The sequence below is a fragment of the uncultured Campylobacter sp. genome (assembly GCF_938041645.1).
In the GTDB taxonomy this organism is placed as follows: Bacteria; Campylobacterota; Campylobacteria; order Campylobacterales; family Campylobacteraceae; genus Campylobacter_B.
The window spans coordinates 1-18,513 of sequence record NZ_CALIST010000007.1; the positions used below are offsets into that span (position 1 = coordinate 1).

An 18,513-nucleotide genomic window follows, 5' to 3' on the forward strand; every position below is an offset into this window, starting at 1 on the left:
CTGTACCATTACGCGGGGAATAATCCCATTAAATACGAAGATCCGGATGGGAGATGTATAAATTTTGTAATCGGTGCTGCTGTAGGTTTTTTTACTTCTGTTGCATCAGAGGTTGGTTTAAGAATGGCATCTGGGCAGTCTTTTGGTGATGCCTTGAACAATACATTCTCAGATAAAACTTCCCGGGCGGTCATCGCCACATCTACAGCAATAGGTGCGTTGACTGCTGGTGTTTCTGGAGCAATTGTTACAAATGCAGCAAAAACTGCAACTATTCAAATAGCAAAAAGAGGTGCTGTTTCGGCGTCAAAAATTATTTTGATAGCCGCCTTTTTTGATCGCTTCTTTAACGACGCTGCGATCTTTCTTTTGCGGAGCGGCAAGCGCTAAAAGCGAGCGCTCAAGCGCAAAAAAGCTTCTCATTAGTGCGCCTAATGATTTGAAAAAATCCGCCCGCACATGCCCGCACAAAAGCTCGCTAAACTCATCCACAAAGCTGTTGGTGACATTCGTAAAAAGCTCTAACGCCAGCGTTTCGCCGTCTTGCGCACCGATGAAATTTTTAGCATATTGCGCGCTCGCAGTATTTTTACCATCCTGCGAGTCCGTAAAATTTTTACTGCCATGCGAATCTACAGAATTTTTTCCGTCTTGCGCCGTCAAGCTCGCGCTATTTGTGGAATTTTGCTCGTTTATCACAGAATTTTGTCCGTTTAAAACCGCGCTGTGTTTTGCAGCCGCGTCGCGAAGCAGAGTCGAATGCAGGTAAAAAATAAATCCCACATAGTCCTCGCACTCCTTGCAAAGCTCCATATTGCGGCGAAATTTACTCTTTTTTAGCACGTCGATTACCGCGACACGCATACGCCCGTCGTCGCGTCCTTCGTCGTAAAAGCTCGCACTCATCGGCACGTTGGCGTATGAAAAATCAAAAAGCACGGAATTTTGCTCGCTTTTAAACGCTGCAAAATCGAATTTCGCCAAATTTTGAAATTCCACCTCATCGCTAGGCACAATGGGCGAGCTGCGTAAAAACTCCAGCTGCTGCTGCCAGCACTTAAATTTCGTATCCGTTTCATAGAAAAAAAACGGAATTGCAAAAAATTCGTAGTAGTAGCTTCTTGCTTGAAGTAGATTCGCATCCATTACATTGCCCCTTTTCTAGCATCTTCTATCTGCTTTTTTATCATTATTTTCGCCTTGCAATCGCCGCAGCAAAAAAGAGTCTTCATCTTTTCAGGCTCGTTTGCAAAATGCGCGCCCATCATCTCCGCGATCTTCATCACGGCTTTGCTCGTCGCAAATTCCTTACCGCACTCGATGCACTTAAAAAGCTCGTCTTTAGCTAGCATTTTGTAATTAAAAAATCCCGGCTCAAGCTCCACGCCGCAAGGCTGAAGCTCGATCGTATCCTTTTCGGCGCAGCTTAAAACGCAGTAGTTGCACGTCGTGCAAAGCGAAGCGTTGAACTTAATCGAATTGTCGCTGTTATCGGCATACAGCGCGCCGGTATTACAGGAGCCCACGCAGCTAAGGCAGAGCGTGCAGCTTGCTTCGTTTATGCTTACTTTGCCAAATTTTAGCAACTCTCCGCTTTTTACGGTGCCGAAGCTGCCCTCGCCGACCATTGCGCTTACGCGTTTGGAAAAAATTTCTTTCTTGCTAAGACCCTGCTCGTTTATCGAAAGCCCCCACGGCTGCGCGCTTTGTGCAAACCCTAACGCCTCTTGCAATTCGGCTAAATTTCGCGCTAAAAATACCGCGTCCTTGCCATAGATCGCGCGCGAAATTCCATTGATAAGCTCCACCGCTTCGCGCGTGCCCTCGCCTACGTCCGCGCCGTAAACGATCACACTCGAGCCGCTTTCTTGCATCACGCTTAGCAAATTTGCCTCATCTATTTGCTTGCTTCCAAAAATTCCAAACGGTAACACGCCGCACGGAAGCTGCACTGCAGGTGCGGATGCGATTTCGCTCTCTGCGATGAGAAGCGGAATTTTGCCTGCATAGAGCTTTGCGATCTCGCCAAATACGCTTCGGGGCAGCTTGGCAAATTTCAGCGCGCCGCTAGGGCAGACGCTCACGCACGCGCCGCAACCGATGCAGTCGATATGCGAAAATACTAACTCGCGCTTTTCGTCGTTTTTCAAAATCGCCACTGTAGGGCAAACCTCCACGCATGGCGCTCGCAGCTCATTTCGCCTACCTTGATACTGGCAAATCGCAGGATCGAAGATCGTGGAATTCTTATAATGATAAACCGGGCTTTTGGAATTTAAAATTTCTAAAATTTCATCGTCTTTTAGCCCCGAGATCTCGTAGCAGCCGCTTTGTCGCAGTTGATAGGGCGCTGCGCCGCTAATCAAGAAAAAATCAGCCTCGGTCTCAACCTCATCCCGCTCGCTTAAAATCGTAACTGCAAGATCGCCAATCTCGCCATAGACGAACTTTATCTCAGCCCTACTTAACACGATCACCTTAAATCCGTGCTGTTTTAGCAGTGTCACGAGCTCCTCTCGCGGCTCATCACAGGCGAGAATCACGTTTTTGCCGACGGGCTTTTGATAGTCGCTATCTAGCGCACCGTCGAAGGCAATATCCTTGGCGCGATACAAAATATCTACGTTTTTAGCGATTTGCAGCGGCTCATCCGCGGAATTTTCTATATAAAAATTTATCTCGGGCGCATAAATTTGCGCTTTTAATTTCGGCGAATTAGCGACGATAAATTCCTCATTTTTCGCCTCCTCTTCATCGCCGCAAATTTCGATATCGTCGCTTAAGACGACATCCTTTAGCCCCGCGGCGTAAAATCCATGTTCTTTCATAATCTATCCTAAATTGATAATTAGGCGGGTTTTACTCTTATTTTCTAAACAGCTTTTAAATTCTGCACTTAAAGTAAATCGAATTTAAATTAATAATTTTATAGATAAAGCAAAATCAAAGCTTTAAATGATAAAATCGCCTAAATTTTAAGGCATCGGGGTCGCAATGCAACGAATCAAACTACCCAAAATCGACAAAATCGCAAACGCACAGGAGTTTCAAAACTGCCTCCGCTCGCAAATCATCAAAATCGCGCAAGAGCTCATCGAAGAGGCACGCAAAAAGGCGCTGCAAGGAGACGCGGTCGCAAGCGAAAGTGAGATCATCGCGCGCATCAAATCGCGCTACGAAAAATTTCAAAACTTAAGCCTTAAGCCGCTCATCAACGCAACCGGCGTCGTGCTGCACACAAACCTCGGCCGCAGCGTCATCAGCGCCGAAATTTTAGCCCGCGCGCAAAATATCATCACCTCATATTCAAATTTAGAATACGACCTATCCGAGGGCGCGCGCGGCAACAGATACGACTACATAGCGCTTTTGTGCAGCGAGCTCTTCGGCGCGCAGGACGCACTCGTGGTAAATAACAACGCTGCGGCGGTCTTTTTGGTGCTAAATACGTTCGCGCGCGGACGCGAAGTCGTGGTAAGCCGCGGCGAGCTAGTCGAGATCGGCGGGAGCTTTCGGGTAAGCGAAGTAATGGCAAACTCTGGCGCAAAGCTCGTAGAAATCGGCACCACGAACAAAACCAAGCTAGACGATTACGAAGAAGCGATCAATGAAAACACGGCGATCTTGATGAAGGTGCACCGCTCAAATTTTAAAATTTCAGGCTTTAGCTCTAGCGTAAGTGCTGCGGAAGTAGCGGCTCTCGCACGTCGCGCCTCACAGGCAAAGAGAGAATTTTTAGCGCTTAGAGCGGCAAGCTTTAAAAATTTAGCAGATCTTTGCGGCGGCTCTTCGGACACGGACGGCAAAATTTTAAATTCTGCGCCGAACGGTTTAAGCTTAGCGGCGACTTCTACAAATTCTTTAAATTTAAAAAGCGACAAGCCGTCCGTAAATAGCGAGTGTTTTTATGAAGGCGATGAGAGCGAAATTTCCGATAAAGCTTCTAAAATTTACCCCGCACAATTTAGCATGAAAAAAGAGGAAAGCTTTAGCGAGATCATCGATTACTACGATCTTGGAAGCGGCTACGTAAGCGAGCTGGGATTTGGGCTAGGCAAAAGCGAGCCCTCTATTTTTGAGCTTTTAAAAAGCGGCGTGCGGCTGCTTAGCTTTAGCGGCGACAAGCTCTTCGGCTCCGTGCAGTGCGGCATCATCCTAGGAGATCGCGAGCTCATCGCGCGCCTGCGCAAAAACCAGCTACTGCGAATGCTGCGCGTGGACAAGATCACGCTAAGCCTGCTTGCCGAGACGATCAAGGCGTATATAAATAAAGAATTTCACCTCATCACGACGATAGATCAGATCCATCTGAGCCTGGACGAGCTGCGTGAGCGAGCGGAGCTAGTGCAATCGCGCATCGGCGTAAAATCGCAGATCGTGCCTACTACCACCTTTGTAGGCGGCGGCACGATGCCCGGCGCCTCCTACCCTAGCGTCGCGCTTGCGATACTTGACGGCGCAGAGCCGCAGAACACGCAGGCAAAATTTCGCGCTGCGGGCATAATCGGGCGGATCGAGGATGATAAATTTTTGCTCGATTTCAGATCGATTTTAAAAAGCGACTTGCAAGATTTAATAAAAAAGATCGGAGAAATTTATGAATAGCGTAATCATCGGCACCGCAGGCCATATCGATCACGGAAAAACCGCGTTAATCAAGGCGTTAAACGGCTTTGAGGGGGACCGAATGCCGAGCGAAAAGCAGCGCGGCATCACGATCGATCTTAGCTTTTCGCATCTGCGCTCTGGGGATACCAACGTCGCTTTCATCGACGTTCCGGGGCATGAAAATCTAGTAAAGACGATGATTAGCGGCGCGTATGCCTTCGACGCTGCGATGCTGGTAGTCGCCGCGGACGACGGGCTAATGCCGCAAAGCAAAGAGCATATTCAAATTTTATCGCTGCTTGGGGTAAAAAGCGTGATCTTATGCATCAGCAAGTGCGATCTAGCCGACGACGCGCGCAGATCCGAGGTCGCGGCGCAGTGTAAGGAATATATCTCCAAATTTAAGGATTTGCAAATTTTAAATACCTTTTTTATCAGCATAAAAGATCCCGCAAGCATCGCCGAGCTGAAAAATTATCTCTTCAATATCAAGCCCGCGCAGCGCCAAGGAGGCGGCGTGGTGCACTACTACATCGACCGCGTCTTTTCGCTTAAGGGGCTCGGCACCATCGTAACGGGCAGCCTCATTAACGGCGCGATTTCAAAGGGCGAAAAGCTTTATAACTGCGATCTGGGTAAAATTTTTAACGTCAAAAGCGTGCAGATCCACGACGAGGACACGCCGCTAGCGCAGGCTCCAAACCGCGTCGCGCTGAGCTTAGACGCCAAAACGAGCGAGCTGCAAAAGGGGCAAATCCTAAGCAAAAAGGGCTTTTTCCGCGGCTTTAATGAAGCGGACTGCACCTTTAGCGGCGAAATTTCGCATAATCAAGACGTGCTGTTTTGCGTCGGAAGCAAGCAAAGCGCGGCAAAAGCGCTCATTTTAAAAGAACTTCCTAGCGGCGAGAAGCTCGTAAGCTTTAAATTTGATAAAACGATGTTTTTAAAATTCGGAGAGCCCTTCGTATGCCTGGCAAACTCGCGCGTAATCGGCGGCGGGCGTGTGCTAAACGCCGTGGTCGAGCCGCTAAAAAAGCAGAGCAAAGCCGTGCTTCTAACCGCGCTTTTGAAGCGAAATTTCACCGAAGCGTTTAAAATTTTAAGTCTCTTTCACAAGCATGGATTCGGGCTATTTTCGGCGTATCAGCGCTTCGGGATGGAGTACGACGAAGCGGTAAAGATCGCGCGCGGCTTAGAAGGGACGTATTTTGACGAGGCAAATTTATGCGTTTACGATCTAAGCGCGATCGAGGACGTAAAAAATCTCATAAAATTTATCGTCTCAAAAAACGACTACGCGATCTTTTCGCCCGCCTCGATCGCTCTAAAGCTCTCGTGGGCTAGCGAAGATCTTGCCGCGCGCGCGCTTAGCGAGCTTGAGCGAGGCGGCATCGTCTCCAAAAAGGGCGGAGTTTACGTAAAATCGGGGGTGGATTTTGACGCGCTCAAACAGAGCCTGGAGAGTAAAATTTTTGATCTCATCAAAAAGGGCGGCATCGCGCCTCTCGCGCCGTATAACGTCTATGACGAGCTGGAGATTGACCGCAGTAGCGGTGATGACGCGCTAAAGAAGCTGACCTACGCCAAAAAGGTCGTCCGTCTCGCGCACAATCTCTTCGTAGAGGCCGAAAATTTAGCCCTAGCGATCAAGCGCCTCTACGCGATCATCGAAAAAGAGGGCTTCGTAAACGTCACTAACGCCAAAGAGGAGCTTGGGCTTAGCAGAAAATTCATCATCTGCTATCTCGAATACCTAGATAAAATGGGAAATATCGTGACGATCGACAATAAACGCTATTTGAAAAAGTAAAAATTTAAAATTTTGCACTACAATGCGCGGAATTTTTTGCAAAGGAAAAAAATGAAAAAAGCTATTTTAACTTCAGTTGCGCTCGCAGCGAGCCTAAACGCGGCTTTAAGCGACAGCGAAATTTTATCTATCTACGGCGGCGCGCCTCAAGGCATCGAAATAAAGGTCGCCGAGCGCATCCCACTTAGCGAGCCAAAGGGCGTTGAAGCGATCGTTTTAAAAATCTCTCAAGGCAATATGTCGCAAGAGGAGATCATCTTCACTCAAGGCGATCTGATCTTTACCGATATCATCGATCCTAAAAAACGCGTAGTCTATAAGGAGCAGATCAAACAAGACCGCATCGCAGGACAGCTAAGTAAGGTCTTCAAAGCAGAGAGCAAAGACAATATCATCAAGCTAGGAAACGATCCCAAAAAGCCTACGATTTTGATGCTGACGGACGCTTTGTGTCCATTCTGCCGCAAAGAGATGGCAAGGATCGAAGAAACACTAAAAAATAACAATGTCGATATAATCATGACCTCCGTTCACGGCGATGACGGCCACGCAAAATCCGCGCTCATCTACAAAGAGATCAAAAATGCTAAAACCGACGAGCAAAAGATAGCGGTTTTTAGAAAATACTACGCCGAAGATAACAAAGCAGGTGCCAAAGACGTAAGCGCTGCCGAGCTAAATGCTGCAAAAGCCCTAGCTGCCAAATATTTCGGTGCGGGAGTAAACTCAGTGCCTTACATCATCGAACTAGACAAGCTAAAATAATCTCTTTTAAATTTTGCGGAGCGATCCGCAAAATTCTACCCCATCGTCTTAGTCTTAGCGATTTTAATTAATCCGGATTTTATGAAATTTTACACGTACAAAATTCTACAGCAAAATTCCGCGCTATTCGCGCTATTCTTTATATTGAAAGTAGCATAAAAGCGATAGTATATGAAATTTAAAAGCGAGAAAATATATAAACGAAATCCACGGCCAAAATTTTAAAATTTTGCGGCAAAGCCCAGATAAAATTTAGCCGCAAATTTTTGATTTGCGGCAAAGAGGAATTTGTAATCGTGCTTCAAGCTGCCTATCTTGGACTACTCCGATTAAAATCAAAACTCCACGTCAAAAGCGGCTCTTGCCAGGCTATTTTTGCTCTCGCTTAACTCGTACGATGCGCTGAGTCCGACGCTTTGAAGGATCTTATATTTCAGTCCGATCGCGCCGTTAAACACGCCGCTAGAATAATCAAGCCCCTCGACGTCGTATCTGTCCGAATACTTTCTGCTCGCATGATACGAATCACCGCTAAATCGATGCTCGTACTCCGCATTTGCAAATATCTGCAGATCGCCGAAGGCCTTGATCGCGTAAATTCCTGCGGTGCCGTTCGGCGCGGTTTTTGAAGCGGAGCTAAATCTAAGCCTGGAGATCGCGTCCTCGTCCACTCTAATCGCTCCAAGTCCCAAATATGGCTTAATGTAGCCGTTTTCAAATAAGAATTTATACCCGGCTCTCGTGCTGAAATCCCAAATTTGCGATTTGTATTTCGCGCCGTGGATAGCGCCGAATCCGTTATTGGTTTCAAATTTATGATCGTTCGTCGAATATGTTAAATTTACCGCCAGATCCACGTTTTCGTTAAAATCGTATCTGCCCGCCAGACCGAGCTCGTAGGATTTGATGTTTTCTTTGACGCCGTCGAATTTACCCTCATACCAAGCGTCTGATTTTTGGTGCCCAAAGATCACGCCCAGCGTAAGATCATCTACTCTCTTGGAGGCTCCGAGTAAAATTCCGTCGCTCTTGTGATCGTATTTGACGCCGCCCGAGCGGTCTTTGTAATCCCCGCCGTAGTTCCCAATCGCGCTTACGTTTACGTTAAACTCCTGCCCGTCGGTATCGGCTAAATTTTTATAAGCGGAATTTCTTGCTAGCTTGGTAAGATCCAGATCGACCTTCGAGCGCGGCATCTCGATGCCTACCCGGTTGCCGCCTCTTGCGACCTGCGAAAACAGGCTACCGTTTTTAGGCGTGAAATTATTGATCGCCAGCATCAGCGCTTCAAAATAGGTAGGCAGATCGTCGTATCCGCTAGGATAGGCATTCGTATCGGAGGTGATGAATAGATTTGCCGCGTTGCGCTCGCGAGATAGCCTTATGATCTCGTCGTATTGATCGGGTCTGGCGTTGTATATGACATGCAAAATTTTAGAGGAATTTGCGGGGTCTTTTTCAAACTCAGAGGTTCTAGGACGATAGTGGTTTATGTAGTCGTCCGCGCTCACCTCTTGCAGCATCCAAACGTCCGCATAGGGAGCTATGGCGTCGCGCACGCCCCAACCGTTGTTTGCCAAAACGAGCATTCCGGAGTATTTGGTCTTGATATAATTGTAGATATTCTGCATATAAGCGATAGTTGCGGGATTATTCTCGGTATTGACTTCGTCGATAAAGTATCCTGCGATATTTTCTCTGCCGTAGAAATTTACGAAATTATCGATATCGGCATAGACCAAATTTAGATTTCTAGTAGAATTTTTGGTATAGGTATAGCCTAAATTTGCTATGCCCGCCGCAATATTTCGCTTCATCTGAACGGCATCTTCGTCCCTTCTGACCAGATATTGCGTAGTTTGATCGCCCGGTATCGCCGCCTCGTATGAGCCGAAAGCCACATAAGGAACCAGCGCGCCGCCTATATTGGTAATGCCGTTCCAAAACTCGGCATTTACGCCGCTATTGCCCGTCCAGCGAAACGCAGGCATCATAACGCGCTGATTATTAAGCCTGCCCGAATATGAGCCCTTTTTGGCAAAGCCCCTTGCGTACTCGAGCTTGATACGAAATGAGTTTTCATACTCGTCGCTCGCGGAGTTATCGCTAGCCGCGTCGCGCCTGCTTAATTTTGCACCCAAGCTATCCGCAGCGCTCATTACGTCGGAACGGGAAGTGTTGTTGGAAGGTGATTTTTGCGCGTTTGCATAGCTCCAGGAATTCTGCTCGCTCGCATAGCCGAACCCTGCTGCACCGACAAGCGCAAGAGATACGATTTTTTTCAAAGACTTTAGCATTCTGCACCGCCTCAAATAAAATTACCCAAATTCTTAAATTTCGACAAATTCGCGGACGCGCTTTTAAAATTAAAAGCTTTGTCGAAATTTAAGAATTTGGCCGCCTTAAGACAGCCAAATTTTAAAGCTTATTTTAATGCCGCTTTTGCCTTCTTCGCGACGGTTGCGAAAGCTTCGGGGTCGTTCATAGCCATATTTGCTAAAATTTTTCTATCAAGCTCGATGCCCGCTTTTCTAAGTCCGTTTATAAATTTAGAATAGCTGATGTCGTTTAGCCTGCAAGCTGCATTGATGCGCACTATCCAAAGTCTGCGGAAATCGCGTTTTTTCGCGCGTCTGTCACGGAAGGCGTAAACGAGGCTTCTCTCTAGCTGCTCTTTGGCCTTTCTGAAATGTTTGCGTCTTGCGCTATAAAATCCGCGCGCAAGCTTTAGCACCTTGTTGTGACGGCGGCGTCTAACGATGCCCGTTTTTACTCTTGCCATATTAATCCTTTCTTAATCGGCGTCCCTTTGGGGATCTTGCCCTAAAATCCATGAATTTAGGGGAGTTTGAATGACTTTCGTCAAAAACTAACTTCGCACTATTTGCAAAGCATTTTTTTAACCGCAGATACGTTCGTAGAATCGACGTATTGGGCCTCGCGCAAATTCCTCTTGCGTTTTTGAGACATCTTCGTCAAAATGTGGCTGCGAAACGCCGAGCCTCTTTTGATCTTGTTTTTGCCCGCTTTAAAACGCTTGACGGCACCGCGCACGCTTTTCATCTTTGGCATGGTCGTCCTTTTTTTAAAGTGAACGGAAAGTATATAATAAAGTTTCTTTGAAAAATTTGAATTTAAGGAATTTTATAGCTTAAATGAACGCAAGATAAATTTAAAGTTAAATTTTACCGCTCGATTAAGATTCAATTTCGCTTGATATGAAAAATTTTATACAAATTTAAAGGGCTAAATTTAGAGATAAACTTAGCCCGCATTAAATTTTAAAATTTACGCTATTTGGCTTAAATTTACGCGCTGTACCGCGGAGAAAAACAGCGCGAAATTTTAAAATTTTGCCGCACGTGGCGCAAAATACCGCTAAATTTACGCTACGCCTTTTTCGGCGTGATCAGCATATTTACGTAGCGGCCCTCCAGCACGGGCGCCTTATCGCGATCGGCCACTTCAGCAAAAAATTCGTCCCAAATTTTATTGAGCAAATTTACGCCGATTTCCGGGCTTGACATCTCGCGCCCTTTTAAAAATACGCGAAGCTTGACGTGTTTGCCGCTACTAAGGAATTCTTTCGCGTGTTTTACTTTGTAATTAATGTCGTTTTGAGCGATTTTGGCGGACAGCTTGATCTCTTTGACCTCGATGATTTTTTGCTTTTTTTTCGCCTCTTTGAGCTTTTTTTCCTGCTGATAGCGAAATTTGCTGTAGTTCATGACCTTACAAACGGGCGGCTTTGCATCGGGCGCTATCAAAACCAGATCCACACCCTCTCGCTCGGCGATTTGCAGCGCCTGCGCCTTTGAAATTATGCCGTAAACCTCGCCGTTGTCGCCTATGCACCTGACTTCGCTAGCCGGAATGTCCTCGTTTAGAAAAACCTCTTTCTCTCTGCTCAAAAATTCACCTCGTTTAATTTAGCTTTTACGAAATTTAAAAACTCATCCAGCCCTAAATTTCGCTGTTCGCGCGCCCTGCGATCGCGCAGAGCCACGCTGCGAGCCGAAACTTCATTATCGCCTAGGACGATGATGAGCGGCACCTTCTGCTTTTCAGCCGTTCTGATTCGTTTATTTAGCGTCTCATTTCTATCTAAAATTTCGCCGTCAATGTCCGCCGCGCGCAGCAAATTTAAAATTTCTTTCGCGTAACTTGCGTGCGCCTCGCCGATCGGCACGATCGATACCTGCGTAGGACAGATCCAAAACGGAAGCTCGCCCGCGGTATGCTCGAGCAAAATCCCCACGAAGCGCTCGAAGCTTCCCAAAATCGCGCGATGCAGCATCACGGGCTGCTTTTTTTCATTATTTTCGTCAATGTAGCCAAGCTCGAAGCGCGCAGGCAGGTTAAAATCGACCTGCACCGTGCCGCACTGCCATTTTCGACCGAGCGCGTCGGTGATTTTGATGTCGATCTTAGGCCCGTAGAATGCGCCGCCGCCCTCGTCTAGGCCGTATTTTAAGCCCTTTTCGTCAAGCGCGTCTTTTAAGGCCTTCGTCGCGATCTCCCAAACCTCGTCGTCGCCGACCGCCTTTTGCGGCTTGGTCGAAATTTCAAGCTCATATTCAAAGCCGAAAGCCTTCATCAAGAGCTCCACGAAATCTAAAATTTCATAGACGTTTTCTTTGATCTGGATCGGCATCACAAACAGATGCGCGTCGTCCTGCGTAAACTCGCGCACGCGGAAAAGTCCGTGCAAGACGCCGCTTTTTTCGTGGCGGTGCACGACGCCGTACTCGCAAAATTTAAGCGGCAGATCGCGATATGAGCGGATTTCGCTTTGATAAACCTTGATGTGACCGACGCAGTTCATCGGCTTGATACCGTATTCTTGATCCTCGATCGTCGTAAAATACATATTTTCTTTGTAGTTACTGTAGTGTCCGCTGATCTTCCATGCGTCGGATTTTAAAATTTCAGGACCGCGCACCGGCTCGTAGCCGCGCTTGCGAAGCTGTCTATAAAGGCGCTCCTCAAGCTTTATACGCATCCTCGTGCCGGCAGGAAGCCAGATCGGAAGTCCTGCGCCGATCTGCTCGTCGAAGGTGAAAAATTTCATCTCGGCTCCGAGCTTTCGATGATCGCGCTTCTTAGCTTCCTCTAGCATCGTAAGGTGCTTTTTAAGGCTATCTTTATCGGCAAATACGACGCCATAGATGCGAGTTAGCATCTCGCGCTTCTCGTCGCCGCCAAGATAGGCTCCCGCGATGCGCGTAAGGGCGAAATTTTTCAAAAATTTCGTATTTTGCACGTGCGGACCGCGGCAGATGTCCTCAAACTCGCCCTGTGCATATAAGCTAACCGGGCCGTCGGGGATGCGCTTTAAAACTTCCTGCTTAAGATCGTCGTTTGCATATTTTTTTGCGACTGCCTCTTTAGTGGAGGCTATCTTTTTAATCTCTAAATTTGCCTCGGCAAGCCCGCGCATCTTTTTTTCAATCGCCTTTAAATCCTCTTCGCCGAGCTTCTCGCCGTTATCTTTGCTGACGCGGATGTCATAGTAAAACCCATCCTCGATTGCGGGTCCTACGAAAAATTTAGCGCTCGGGTAGAGCTCGCGAACCGCCTGCGCCAAAAGGTGCGCACAGGAGTGGCGCAAAATTTTAAGCGCATCCTCGGAGTTATCGAAATATATCGGCTGCGCCTCGCTTGCGCGCTCGCCGATACTTTGAGTATCGTAAATTTCACCGTTAAATTTATACGCGATAATATCGCTCATTGGCTTGTTTCCTTTTTTACCGAATTGTCTTTCTTACACTGAAAGAACGAGTGTTAATTTTAGCCAATCAATCCTTAACGATAAATTTAAAAAATATTAAAATTAAAATTTTTGATTCTTTTCTCGCAATAAAAAATACACAGCGTTCGCACAAAGAGCACAAATCGCCATCACACTTGCGAGCAAAAACGGCTTATTCGCTCCCACTGCACCCACGATAAACGAAATAGCCCCGGCAATAGCAAACTGCGCAGTCCCCAGTACCGCCGAAGCTGCGCCAGAGTTGCCGTCCTTATACAGCGCCATCGCAAGCGTCGTGGCGTTAGGCGCAACAAAGCCAAGAGACGAAAGTAATACGAAAAGCGAAGCCTCAAAGCAGATGAAAGGAAGGTCAAGCATAGAGCATGCGAGCAAAATCAGGCTCGTCACAAGCATAGCTATTAGGCCGAAATTTAATAAAGCTGCAGGTTCGCGATTTTGCACGAGTTTGGCATTTAGTGCCGAAACAAGGGTCATTCCAAGAGCGTTGATGCCAAATATTACGCCAAAGGCATGCTCGCCCAGCCCATAATAGCCCAAAAATATAAAGCTAGAGCCCGTGATATAAGCAAAAAGTGCGCTCATCGCAACCGCAAATCCTAGCGTATAGCGCATAAATTCTTTATTTCGCAAGATTATGCCGTATTCGCCAAGCACGCCTTTTACGCTAAGTGTAGCAGTCCTGTCTATCTGAGCGCTCTCGTCGAGTCCGAAAAATATAAATGCAAAAAGCAAAATTCCAAGCGCAAACAAAATCGCAAAAATCGCTTGCCATGAGAAAAAATCTAGCACAAATCCACCTAGAGTTGGTGCTAGCATCGGCGCTAGCGAGCCTACGACCATCATCAACGCAAACATCGCCGCAGCCTCGTGTAGCTCGAATTTGTCGTTAATAACGGCTCGCGCAAGTACCACTCCCGCGCACCCACCTAAAGCTTGCAAAAATCTAAAAAATATAAACGCGTAAACGCTATCAAAGCTCACGCAAGCAAGCGACGCACATATAAAAAGCAAAATGCCCGCGTATAACGGCTTTTTACGACCAAATTTATCGCTTAGCGGCCCATAAACGAGCTGTCCTAGCGCAAAAGCGATGAAAAAACTCGCAACTGATAGCTGAGTGTAAAACTCGCTCGTAGCAAAGCTTGCCTTTACCTTTTCCAGCGCGGGCAGATACATATCGGTAGACAAGGGCGCCAGAGCCGACATATAGGCGAGTATAATCACCAACTTAAATTTAGCGAATTTACTTTGTTTGACCATCGTTTTTCTCAATTATTTTTAGGCAGAGCTCAAACGTGCGCACGAACGCGTTTAGATCCTTAAATTTTTGCGGCAAGAGCCTGACGATAAAATATATCGGACGCAGCGCAAGTACCGTAGCCCACGCACTTTGCACTACGTCCTGCCCGCCATTTGAGGCGTAGGCGCAAATGCCAGAGCGCACCAAGCCTTCGCTCAGACCTTCGCGACAAAGATCATAGAAGAAAAGCAAAAAATCTCGCATTTTGGCTTTTTGCAGATCATCGCGCTCGCCGCGATTTTCAAAATCTATAAATTTCATCTCGCCGTTTTTTACTAAAACGTCGCGCAGCGCAGGTCTGCCGTGTATGAAGCCACGCGAATGCAGCTGTGCTAACGCCGCTGCATAGCCCTCAATAAGCGCCACGCAAGATACCTCATCCGAGCTTTTTAGCACCTCATCCACCGGCGTGCCGCCGTCTTTGAGTACAAAAAAGCTCTCGTCTCGCAGCACCAGCTGCGGCACAGGCGCGCCGGCTGCGTACAGGCTCTCGCATTTTAGCGCTTCGTAATCGAAAGAGGCTTTCGGATTTGCTTTAAATATTTTCGTAAGTAATCCGCCGCGGATGCGCAGCTCCGGCTGCTTGAGCCAGTATTTCTCGCCCTCGAAACTAAAGCTCGTGACGCGCTCGCCAGGATGATTTTTTAGAATTTCATTTACGTATTCTTTAAAATTTTGCATTCAATAAATTTAGCGAATTTTTTTTAGAAAGAGCTAAATTTGCAAGTTTTATTTCATAGAGTTTCATCTGTCCGCATAAAATTTATTACATAAATTCGGCGGGGCTAAATTTTAAAATTCTATCAGACAGAATTTTATTATGATCTTGGAATTTTGTAGCACAGGAAGCAGCAAAAGCGCATAATTTCAGAATTTTACAAAAACTAAGATTTGCGTCAAAAAATTTTTAAGCTAGAAGTGGCGACCCCTACGAGATTCGAACTCGTTTTACCGCCGTGAAAGGGCGATGTCCTAACCGTTAGACGAAGGGGCCACTTAATCTGGTATTAAGATTAAAGGCGGTATTCTACTCAAGACGCACTTAAACCCAACTTAAATTAAGGATTATTTATGAAATGCTCTTTTCTGGCGCCACTTGCACTTTCGCTTCTGCTCGCAGGCTGCGCTACCACCGCGCTCAAGCCCGCTTCTACGCAAGCTGTAAATTTCACCGTCATTTCGCCGCTTACTCGCACCAGTGACGCAGGCTTTATGCGTAAATTTAAAAACCAAACCGAGGTTCAAATTTACGCAAGCGGCATCAGCGTGCTGAGCCTGGTCTTAAAAGACGATAAAATTTGCATGAACGGTGCATGCGACGACGAGCTCGTTTTCAATAAAAAATTCTTCGGCACCGAGCACTACCGCGGGCTTCTGGGCGAAATCCTAGACGGAAAGCCTATCTTCGGCGGTAGCGACGCGGGCGGCAACTGCTTTGAACAAAGCCTGCAAGAAGGCTCTATCAATTATAAAGTTTGTCGCGGCAAGGACGGCGGCGGAAGATCCATAAGCTTCGCCGACTCAAAACGCAGCGTAAAAATCAAAATCCGCGAGTTGCAGTAAAATTTCACGCGGCAGGCATTTACAGCACGCAAGATATGTTACTCCGTAGGGCTCGAAAACTAGTAAAATTTCGCGCGGTCGATGTTTGTTAACCGCGCGGAAATAATGCGCTTCGGTCGCCGCTTCAAAACACGGCGCGAGCGGTCAAAATCCATCACTCGGCGGGGTAGTTTTCAGCTTGCGCAAACGGCGCGATTTTATTAACACTCTGCGCCGGCTCTTCGCGGCGAAATTTACTAAGCAGCGCGTATGTGCGAAAGAAAAAGCGCGCATTTAAAATTATAAAATTCGCGTGCGGCTCGGGTTTATGAAATTTTGCCGCACGCGGCGTAAAATAAAATTTAGGAGGTAAAATGAAGCGGATCGGAGCGCACGTGAGTGCTAGCGGCGGAGTTTTCAACGCGCCGCTAAACGCCGCAAAGATCGGGGCGGACGCGTTTGCGATGTTCGTCAAAAATCAACGCAGATGGGATGCGCCGCCGCTTAGCGCAGAGGAGATCGCCGCATTTAAGGACGCGCTGAGGCAAAGCGGCATCCGCGCGGAGCATGTCTTGGTGCACGACAGCTACCTCATAAATTTGGGCCATCCGCGCGAGGCGGAGCGCGAGAAGTCCCTAAACGCCTTCATGGACGAGATCCGTCGCTGCGAGGCGCTCGGGCTTAAGCTTTTGAATTTTCATCCGGGCTCGCATCTAAATGAAATTTCAGCTCAAGTGTGCCTGGATAATATCGCAGGATCGCTAAATTTCGCCATCGCAAACACCGCAGGCGTCAAGCTCGTGCTCGAAAATACCGCCGGCCAGGGCTCCAATCTCGGCTATGATTTCGCTCAGCTCGCTTACGTGATCGGCAAAATTTCAAATAAAGATCGCATCGGCGTCTGCATCGATACCTGTCACGCGTTCGCCGCAGGATACGACCTCCGCAGCCCGCAGGCCTACGAGCGCACGATGAGCGAGTTTGACCGCGCGATCGGCTATAAATTTTTAAGCGGCATGCACCTAAACGACACGAAAAACGAGCTTGGCGTGCGCAAAGATCGGCACGAGAGCCTCGGGCGCGGATTTTTGGGGCTCGCGGCGTTTGAAAACATCATGAATGACCCGAACATCGATGAGATCCCGCTGATTTTAGAAACGATCGACGATAGCCTCTGGGCGGAGGAGATCGCACTTTTGCGCAGTATGCAAGGGCGCCGTAAAGCCTAATCAGGCAACCCTTTGCGCCACGTAGAATTTATCTCATTTCGCTTTAAAGTGGCGCCAGCGATAAGAGCCTTATGCCGTGCAAATTTAACATCGTGGGATTTATCGCTTAAATTTTAACAAGCAAAATAATGAAGATTACGCGTTAAGAATGCTGCGTCAAAAAAGGCGCGAAATTCTATGACGAAAACATGGCGTCATAGCAAAAGAGCAAAATTTTTATGGCAAAAACGCAGCGTCGCGGCAGAAATAAAAAATTTTACGCTGCGTAATTAAAATTTTCAAGCAAGATTTTTAAAGTGATGCAGCGGTAAATTTTAAAATTTTATCGCTACGATATTTCAAGGCTCGGCGCCAAATTCGAAGCTCTATGAATTTTAAAATTCTAAATTCCACATCAAAAAATTGGCGCTAAGCTTTATACGCGCGACTGCGTAAATTCCAACCTTGCAATTGTCCGATCTTTGCGGAGGCGTAAGCACATAAGGCTACGTAATTCTAACTTAAAATCCTGCTGCGTACTAATAATCTATGCTTTTAGCACGCATTTGCTTATGACAAATCTGCCTCTTTATTTTAGCGCTTTGCTTGCGCTAAAATCTATGCAGGATCCGTGTAAATTTACGTTAAATTCTGCCGCATATCGCCCGATTAATTTAAAATTTTATCGTTGAGCTTAGTAGCCTACCGCCACGATTTAAATTTAAAGGCGGCGGGATTCTAATCCGCAGCCGACGCGTATTGTACCGACCGCAGCTCGGCGTGCTATTTTAGCAGCTCATACATATCGCAGGATTTTTGCCAAAGTTCTTTAAACTCGGGTGGATTCATAAAAGGAGAATTTTTATTTTTTCCTAAATCGCAAGCTTTTTTATAATACCGCGCAGCTTTACTTTTATCGTTAGAGTTGTAGTTAAATAGCGCAAAATTATAGCAACTCGCTAGCTCGTCCGTTATGTCGCAACCTTTTTTATCATAAACCGCCGCTTTCATTAAATTTATTTTTACACCGTCTCCTTTACGATACATCTCTGCCAACATACCGCATGATAGCGCTGATAGCTTTTGCCCTAGATTGCAAGCTTTGTCATGGTAGATTATAGCCTTTGATATATCTTTTTCGACTCCATCTCCGTCACTATACATTGATCCCAATAACCCACAATACATAGCGTCTCCCGCATCGCATCTTTTTTCATGATATTCGATGCCTTTTTTAGGATTTTCTTGCATCATTCTGATCGACATTACAAGGCAACCTGGCTCATATCCGCCGTCGCAGGTTTTTTCAAGCAGCTTAAGTGTTTTAGTATTGTCTTCGTATTGTAAAGCGGCTCTAAGGCAAGACTCCATATTGCCGTCATTGCACTCTTTTTCTAGCGTCTCAAGCTCGGTCGCTCCGAACGCAAAGCAAGCGATAAATGCTAACGCAAATAGCGATTTTTTCATTTAGTATCCTTTCCGGGTAAAATTTGGCTAATTCTACCCC

General features: G+C 46.9%; 16 protein-coding genes and 1 tRNA gene. 6 read left to right on the forward strand and 11 right to left on the reverse strand.

Features of this window, described 5'->3' with window-relative positions:
- On the forward strand, nt 1-390 hold a 390-nt coding region (locus Q0600_RS00575), incomplete at its 5' end, for a hypothetical protein (RefSeq protein WP_298755648.1).
- Here Q0600_RS00575 and Q0600_RS00580 read toward each other — a convergent pair.
- Entirely contained in the window at nt 307-1,146 is an 840-nt protein-coding gene (locus Q0600_RS00580) for a molecular chaperone TorD family protein (RefSeq protein ID WP_298755650.1), read from the reverse strand. The two genes, Q0600_RS00575 and Q0600_RS00580, sit on opposite strands and share 84 nt — an antisense overlap.
- Complete coding sequence (locus Q0600_RS00585; RefSeq protein ID WP_298755653.1) at nt 1,146-2,828, reverse strand: 4Fe-4S dicluster domain-containing protein; 1,683 nt, start codon at nt 2,826-2,828, stop codon at nt 1,146-1,148. Before Q0600_RS00585 ends, Q0600_RS00580 begins: the two co-directional genes overlap by 1 nt.
- Before the next feature lie 166 nt (nt 2,829-2,994).
- Here Q0600_RS00585 and selA point away from each other — a divergent pair, with 166 nt between their 5' ends.
- From selA to Q0600_RS00600, 3 genes are read left to right on the forward strand one after another with little or no spacing between them, the layout of a single operon-like run.
- Nucleotides 2,995-4,605: an L-seryl-tRNA(Sec) selenium transferase gene (selA, locus tag Q0600_RS00590; protein ID WP_298755656.1), complete on the forward strand. Its 1,611-nt coding sequence runs from the start codon at nt 2,995-2,997 to the stop codon at nt 4,603-4,605.
- Nucleotides 4,598-6,418: a selenocysteine-specific translation elongation factor gene (gene selB, locus Q0600_RS00595; RefSeq protein WP_298755659.1), complete on the forward strand. Its 1,821-nt coding sequence runs from the start codon at nt 4,598-4,600 to the stop codon at nt 6,416-6,418. The genes selA and selB overlap by 8 nt, the downstream gene beginning before the upstream one ends.
- Nucleotides 6,419-6,469: 51 nt before the next feature.
- Nucleotides 6,470-7,183: a histidine kinase gene (locus Q0600_RS00600; protein ID WP_298755662.1), complete on the forward strand. Its 714-nt coding sequence runs from the start codon at nt 6,470-6,472 to the stop codon at nt 7,181-7,183.
- 335 nt (nt 7,184-7,518) lie between these two features.
- On the opposite strand, the gene Q0600_RS00605 is transcribed toward Q0600_RS00600, so the two are convergent.
- The 8 genes from Q0600_RS00605 to Q0600_RS00640 all read right to left on the reverse strand — a co-directional run bounded on the left by Q0600_RS00605 (nt 7,519) and on the right by Q0600_RS00640 (nt 15,250).
- On the reverse strand, nt 7,519-9,480 hold the full coding sequence (locus Q0600_RS00605) for an autotransporter domain-containing protein (RefSeq protein WP_298755669.1): 1,962 nt from the start codon (nt 9,478-9,480) through the stop codon (nt 7,519-7,521).
- A 128-nt stretch (nt 9,481-9,608) separates the two neighbouring features.
- A complete protein-coding gene (rplT, locus tag Q0600_RS00610; protein ID WP_295153159.1) occupies nt 9,609-9,965 on the reverse strand; it encodes a 50S ribosomal protein L20 in 357 nt (118 codons plus the stop codon).
- A 98-nt stretch (nt 9,966-10,063) separates the two neighbouring features.
- The gene (gene rpmI, locus Q0600_RS00615; RefSeq protein WP_005871089.1) at nt 10,064-10,255 is read right to left on the reverse strand and encodes a 50S ribosomal protein L35; all 192 of its coding nucleotides are present in this window, start codon (nt 10,253-10,255) and stop codon (nt 10,064-10,066) included.
- Between the two features lie 317 nt (nt 10,256-10,572).
- The gene (gene infC / locus Q0600_RS00620) at nt 10,573-11,094 is read right to left on the reverse strand and encodes a translation initiation factor IF-3 (RefSeq protein ID WP_298755672.1); all 522 of its coding nucleotides are present in this window, start codon (nt 11,092-11,094) and stop codon (nt 10,573-10,575) included.
- Complete coding sequence (gene thrS, locus Q0600_RS00625; protein ID WP_298755675.1) at nt 11,091-12,914, reverse strand: threonine--tRNA ligase; 1,824 nt, start codon at nt 12,912-12,914, stop codon at nt 11,091-11,093. Before thrS ends, infC begins: the two co-directional genes overlap by 4 nt.
- 102 nt (nt 12,915-13,016) lie before the next feature.
- Entirely contained in the window at nt 13,017-14,216 is a 1,200-nt protein-coding gene (locus tag Q0600_RS00630) for a multidrug effflux MFS transporter (RefSeq protein WP_298755678.1), read from the reverse strand.
- Nucleotides 14,200-14,937: a spore coat protein gene (locus Q0600_RS00635; protein ID WP_298755681.1), complete on the reverse strand. Its 738-nt coding sequence runs from the start codon at nt 14,935-14,937 to the stop codon at nt 14,200-14,202. Before Q0600_RS00635 ends, Q0600_RS00630 begins: the two co-directional genes overlap by 17 nt.
- A 238-nt stretch (nt 14,938-15,175) precedes the next feature.
- Nucleotides 15,176-15,250 (reverse strand) — tRNA-Glu (locus tag Q0600_RS00640).
- Between the two features lie 77 nt (nt 15,251-15,327).
- Between Q0600_RS00640 and Q0600_RS00645 the strand changes: the two genes are divergently transcribed.
- Nucleotides 15,328-15,819, forward strand: coding sequence for a hypothetical protein (locus Q0600_RS00645; RefSeq protein ID WP_298755684.1), 492 nt, complete (start codon nt 15,328-15,330; stop codon nt 15,817-15,819).
- 353 nt (nt 15,820-16,172) lie between these two features.
- Nucleotides 16,173-17,027 carry a deoxyribonuclease IV gene (nfo, locus tag Q0600_RS00650; RefSeq protein WP_298755687.1) on the forward strand — a complete coding sequence of 285 codons (855 nt, stop codon included), beginning with the start codon at nt 16,173-16,175 and terminating at the stop codon, nt 17,025-17,027.
- Between the two features lie 762 nt (nt 17,028-17,789).
- On the opposite strand, the gene Q0600_RS00655 is transcribed toward nfo, so the two are convergent.
- Nucleotides 17,790-18,473: a tetratricopeptide repeat protein gene (locus Q0600_RS00655; protein WP_298755689.1), complete on the reverse strand. Its 684-nt coding sequence runs from the start codon at nt 18,471-18,473 to the stop codon at nt 17,790-17,792.
- Between the last annotated feature and the right edge of the window lie 40 nt (nt 18,474-18,513).

Bases quoted from the DNA above. Each gene is read 5' to 3' on its own strand.
- Q0600_RS00580 (WP_298755650.1), bottom strand. From the start codon at position 1,146: ATGGATGCGAATCTACTTCAAGCAAGAAGCTACTACTACGAATTTTTT.
- Q0600_RS00585 (WP_298755653.1), bottom strand. From the start codon at position 2,828: ATGAAAGAACATGGATTTTACGCCGCGGGGCTAAAGGATGTCGTCTTA.
- selA (WP_298755656.1), top strand. From the start codon at position 2,995: ATGCAACGAATCAAACTACCCAAAATCGACAAAATCGCAAACGCACAG.
- selB (WP_298755659.1), top strand. From the start codon at position 4,598: ATGAATAGCGTAATCATCGGCACCGCAGGCCATATCGATCACGGAAAA.
- Q0600_RS00600 (WP_298755662.1), top strand. From the start codon at position 6,470: ATGAAAAAAGCTATTTTAACTTCAGTTGCGCTCGCAGCGAGCCTAAAC.
- Q0600_RS00605 (WP_298755669.1), bottom strand. From the start codon at position 9,480: ATGCTAAAGTCTTTGAAAAAAATCGTATCTCTTGCGCTTGTCGGTGCA.
- rplT (WP_295153159.1), bottom strand. From the start codon at position 9,965: ATGGCAAGAGTAAAAACGGGCATCGTTAGACGCCGCCGTCACAACAAG.
- rpmI (WP_005871089.1), bottom strand. From the start codon at position 10,255: ATGCCAAAGATGAAAAGCGTGCGCGGTGCCGTCAAGCGTTTTAAAGCG.
- thrS (WP_298755675.1), bottom strand. From the start codon at position 12,914: ATGAGCGATATTATCGCGTATAAATTTAACGGTGAAATTTACGATACT.
- Q0600_RS00630 (WP_298755678.1), bottom strand. From the start codon at position 14,216: ATGGTCAAACAAAGTAAATTCGCTAAATTTAAGTTGGTGATTATACTC.
- Q0600_RS00635 (WP_298755681.1), bottom strand. From the start codon at position 14,937: ATGCAAAATTTTAAAGAATACGTAAATGAAATTCTAAAAAATCATCCT.
- Q0600_RS00645 (WP_298755684.1), top strand. From the start codon at position 15,328: ATGAAATGCTCTTTTCTGGCGCCACTTGCACTTTCGCTTCTGCTCGCA.
- nfo (WP_298755687.1), top strand. From the start codon at position 16,173: ATGAAGCGGATCGGAGCGCACGTGAGTGCTAGCGGCGGAGTTTTCAAC.
- Q0600_RS00655 (WP_298755689.1), bottom strand. From the start codon at position 18,473: ATGAAAAAATCGCTATTTGCGTTAGCATTTATCGCTTGCTTTGCGTTC.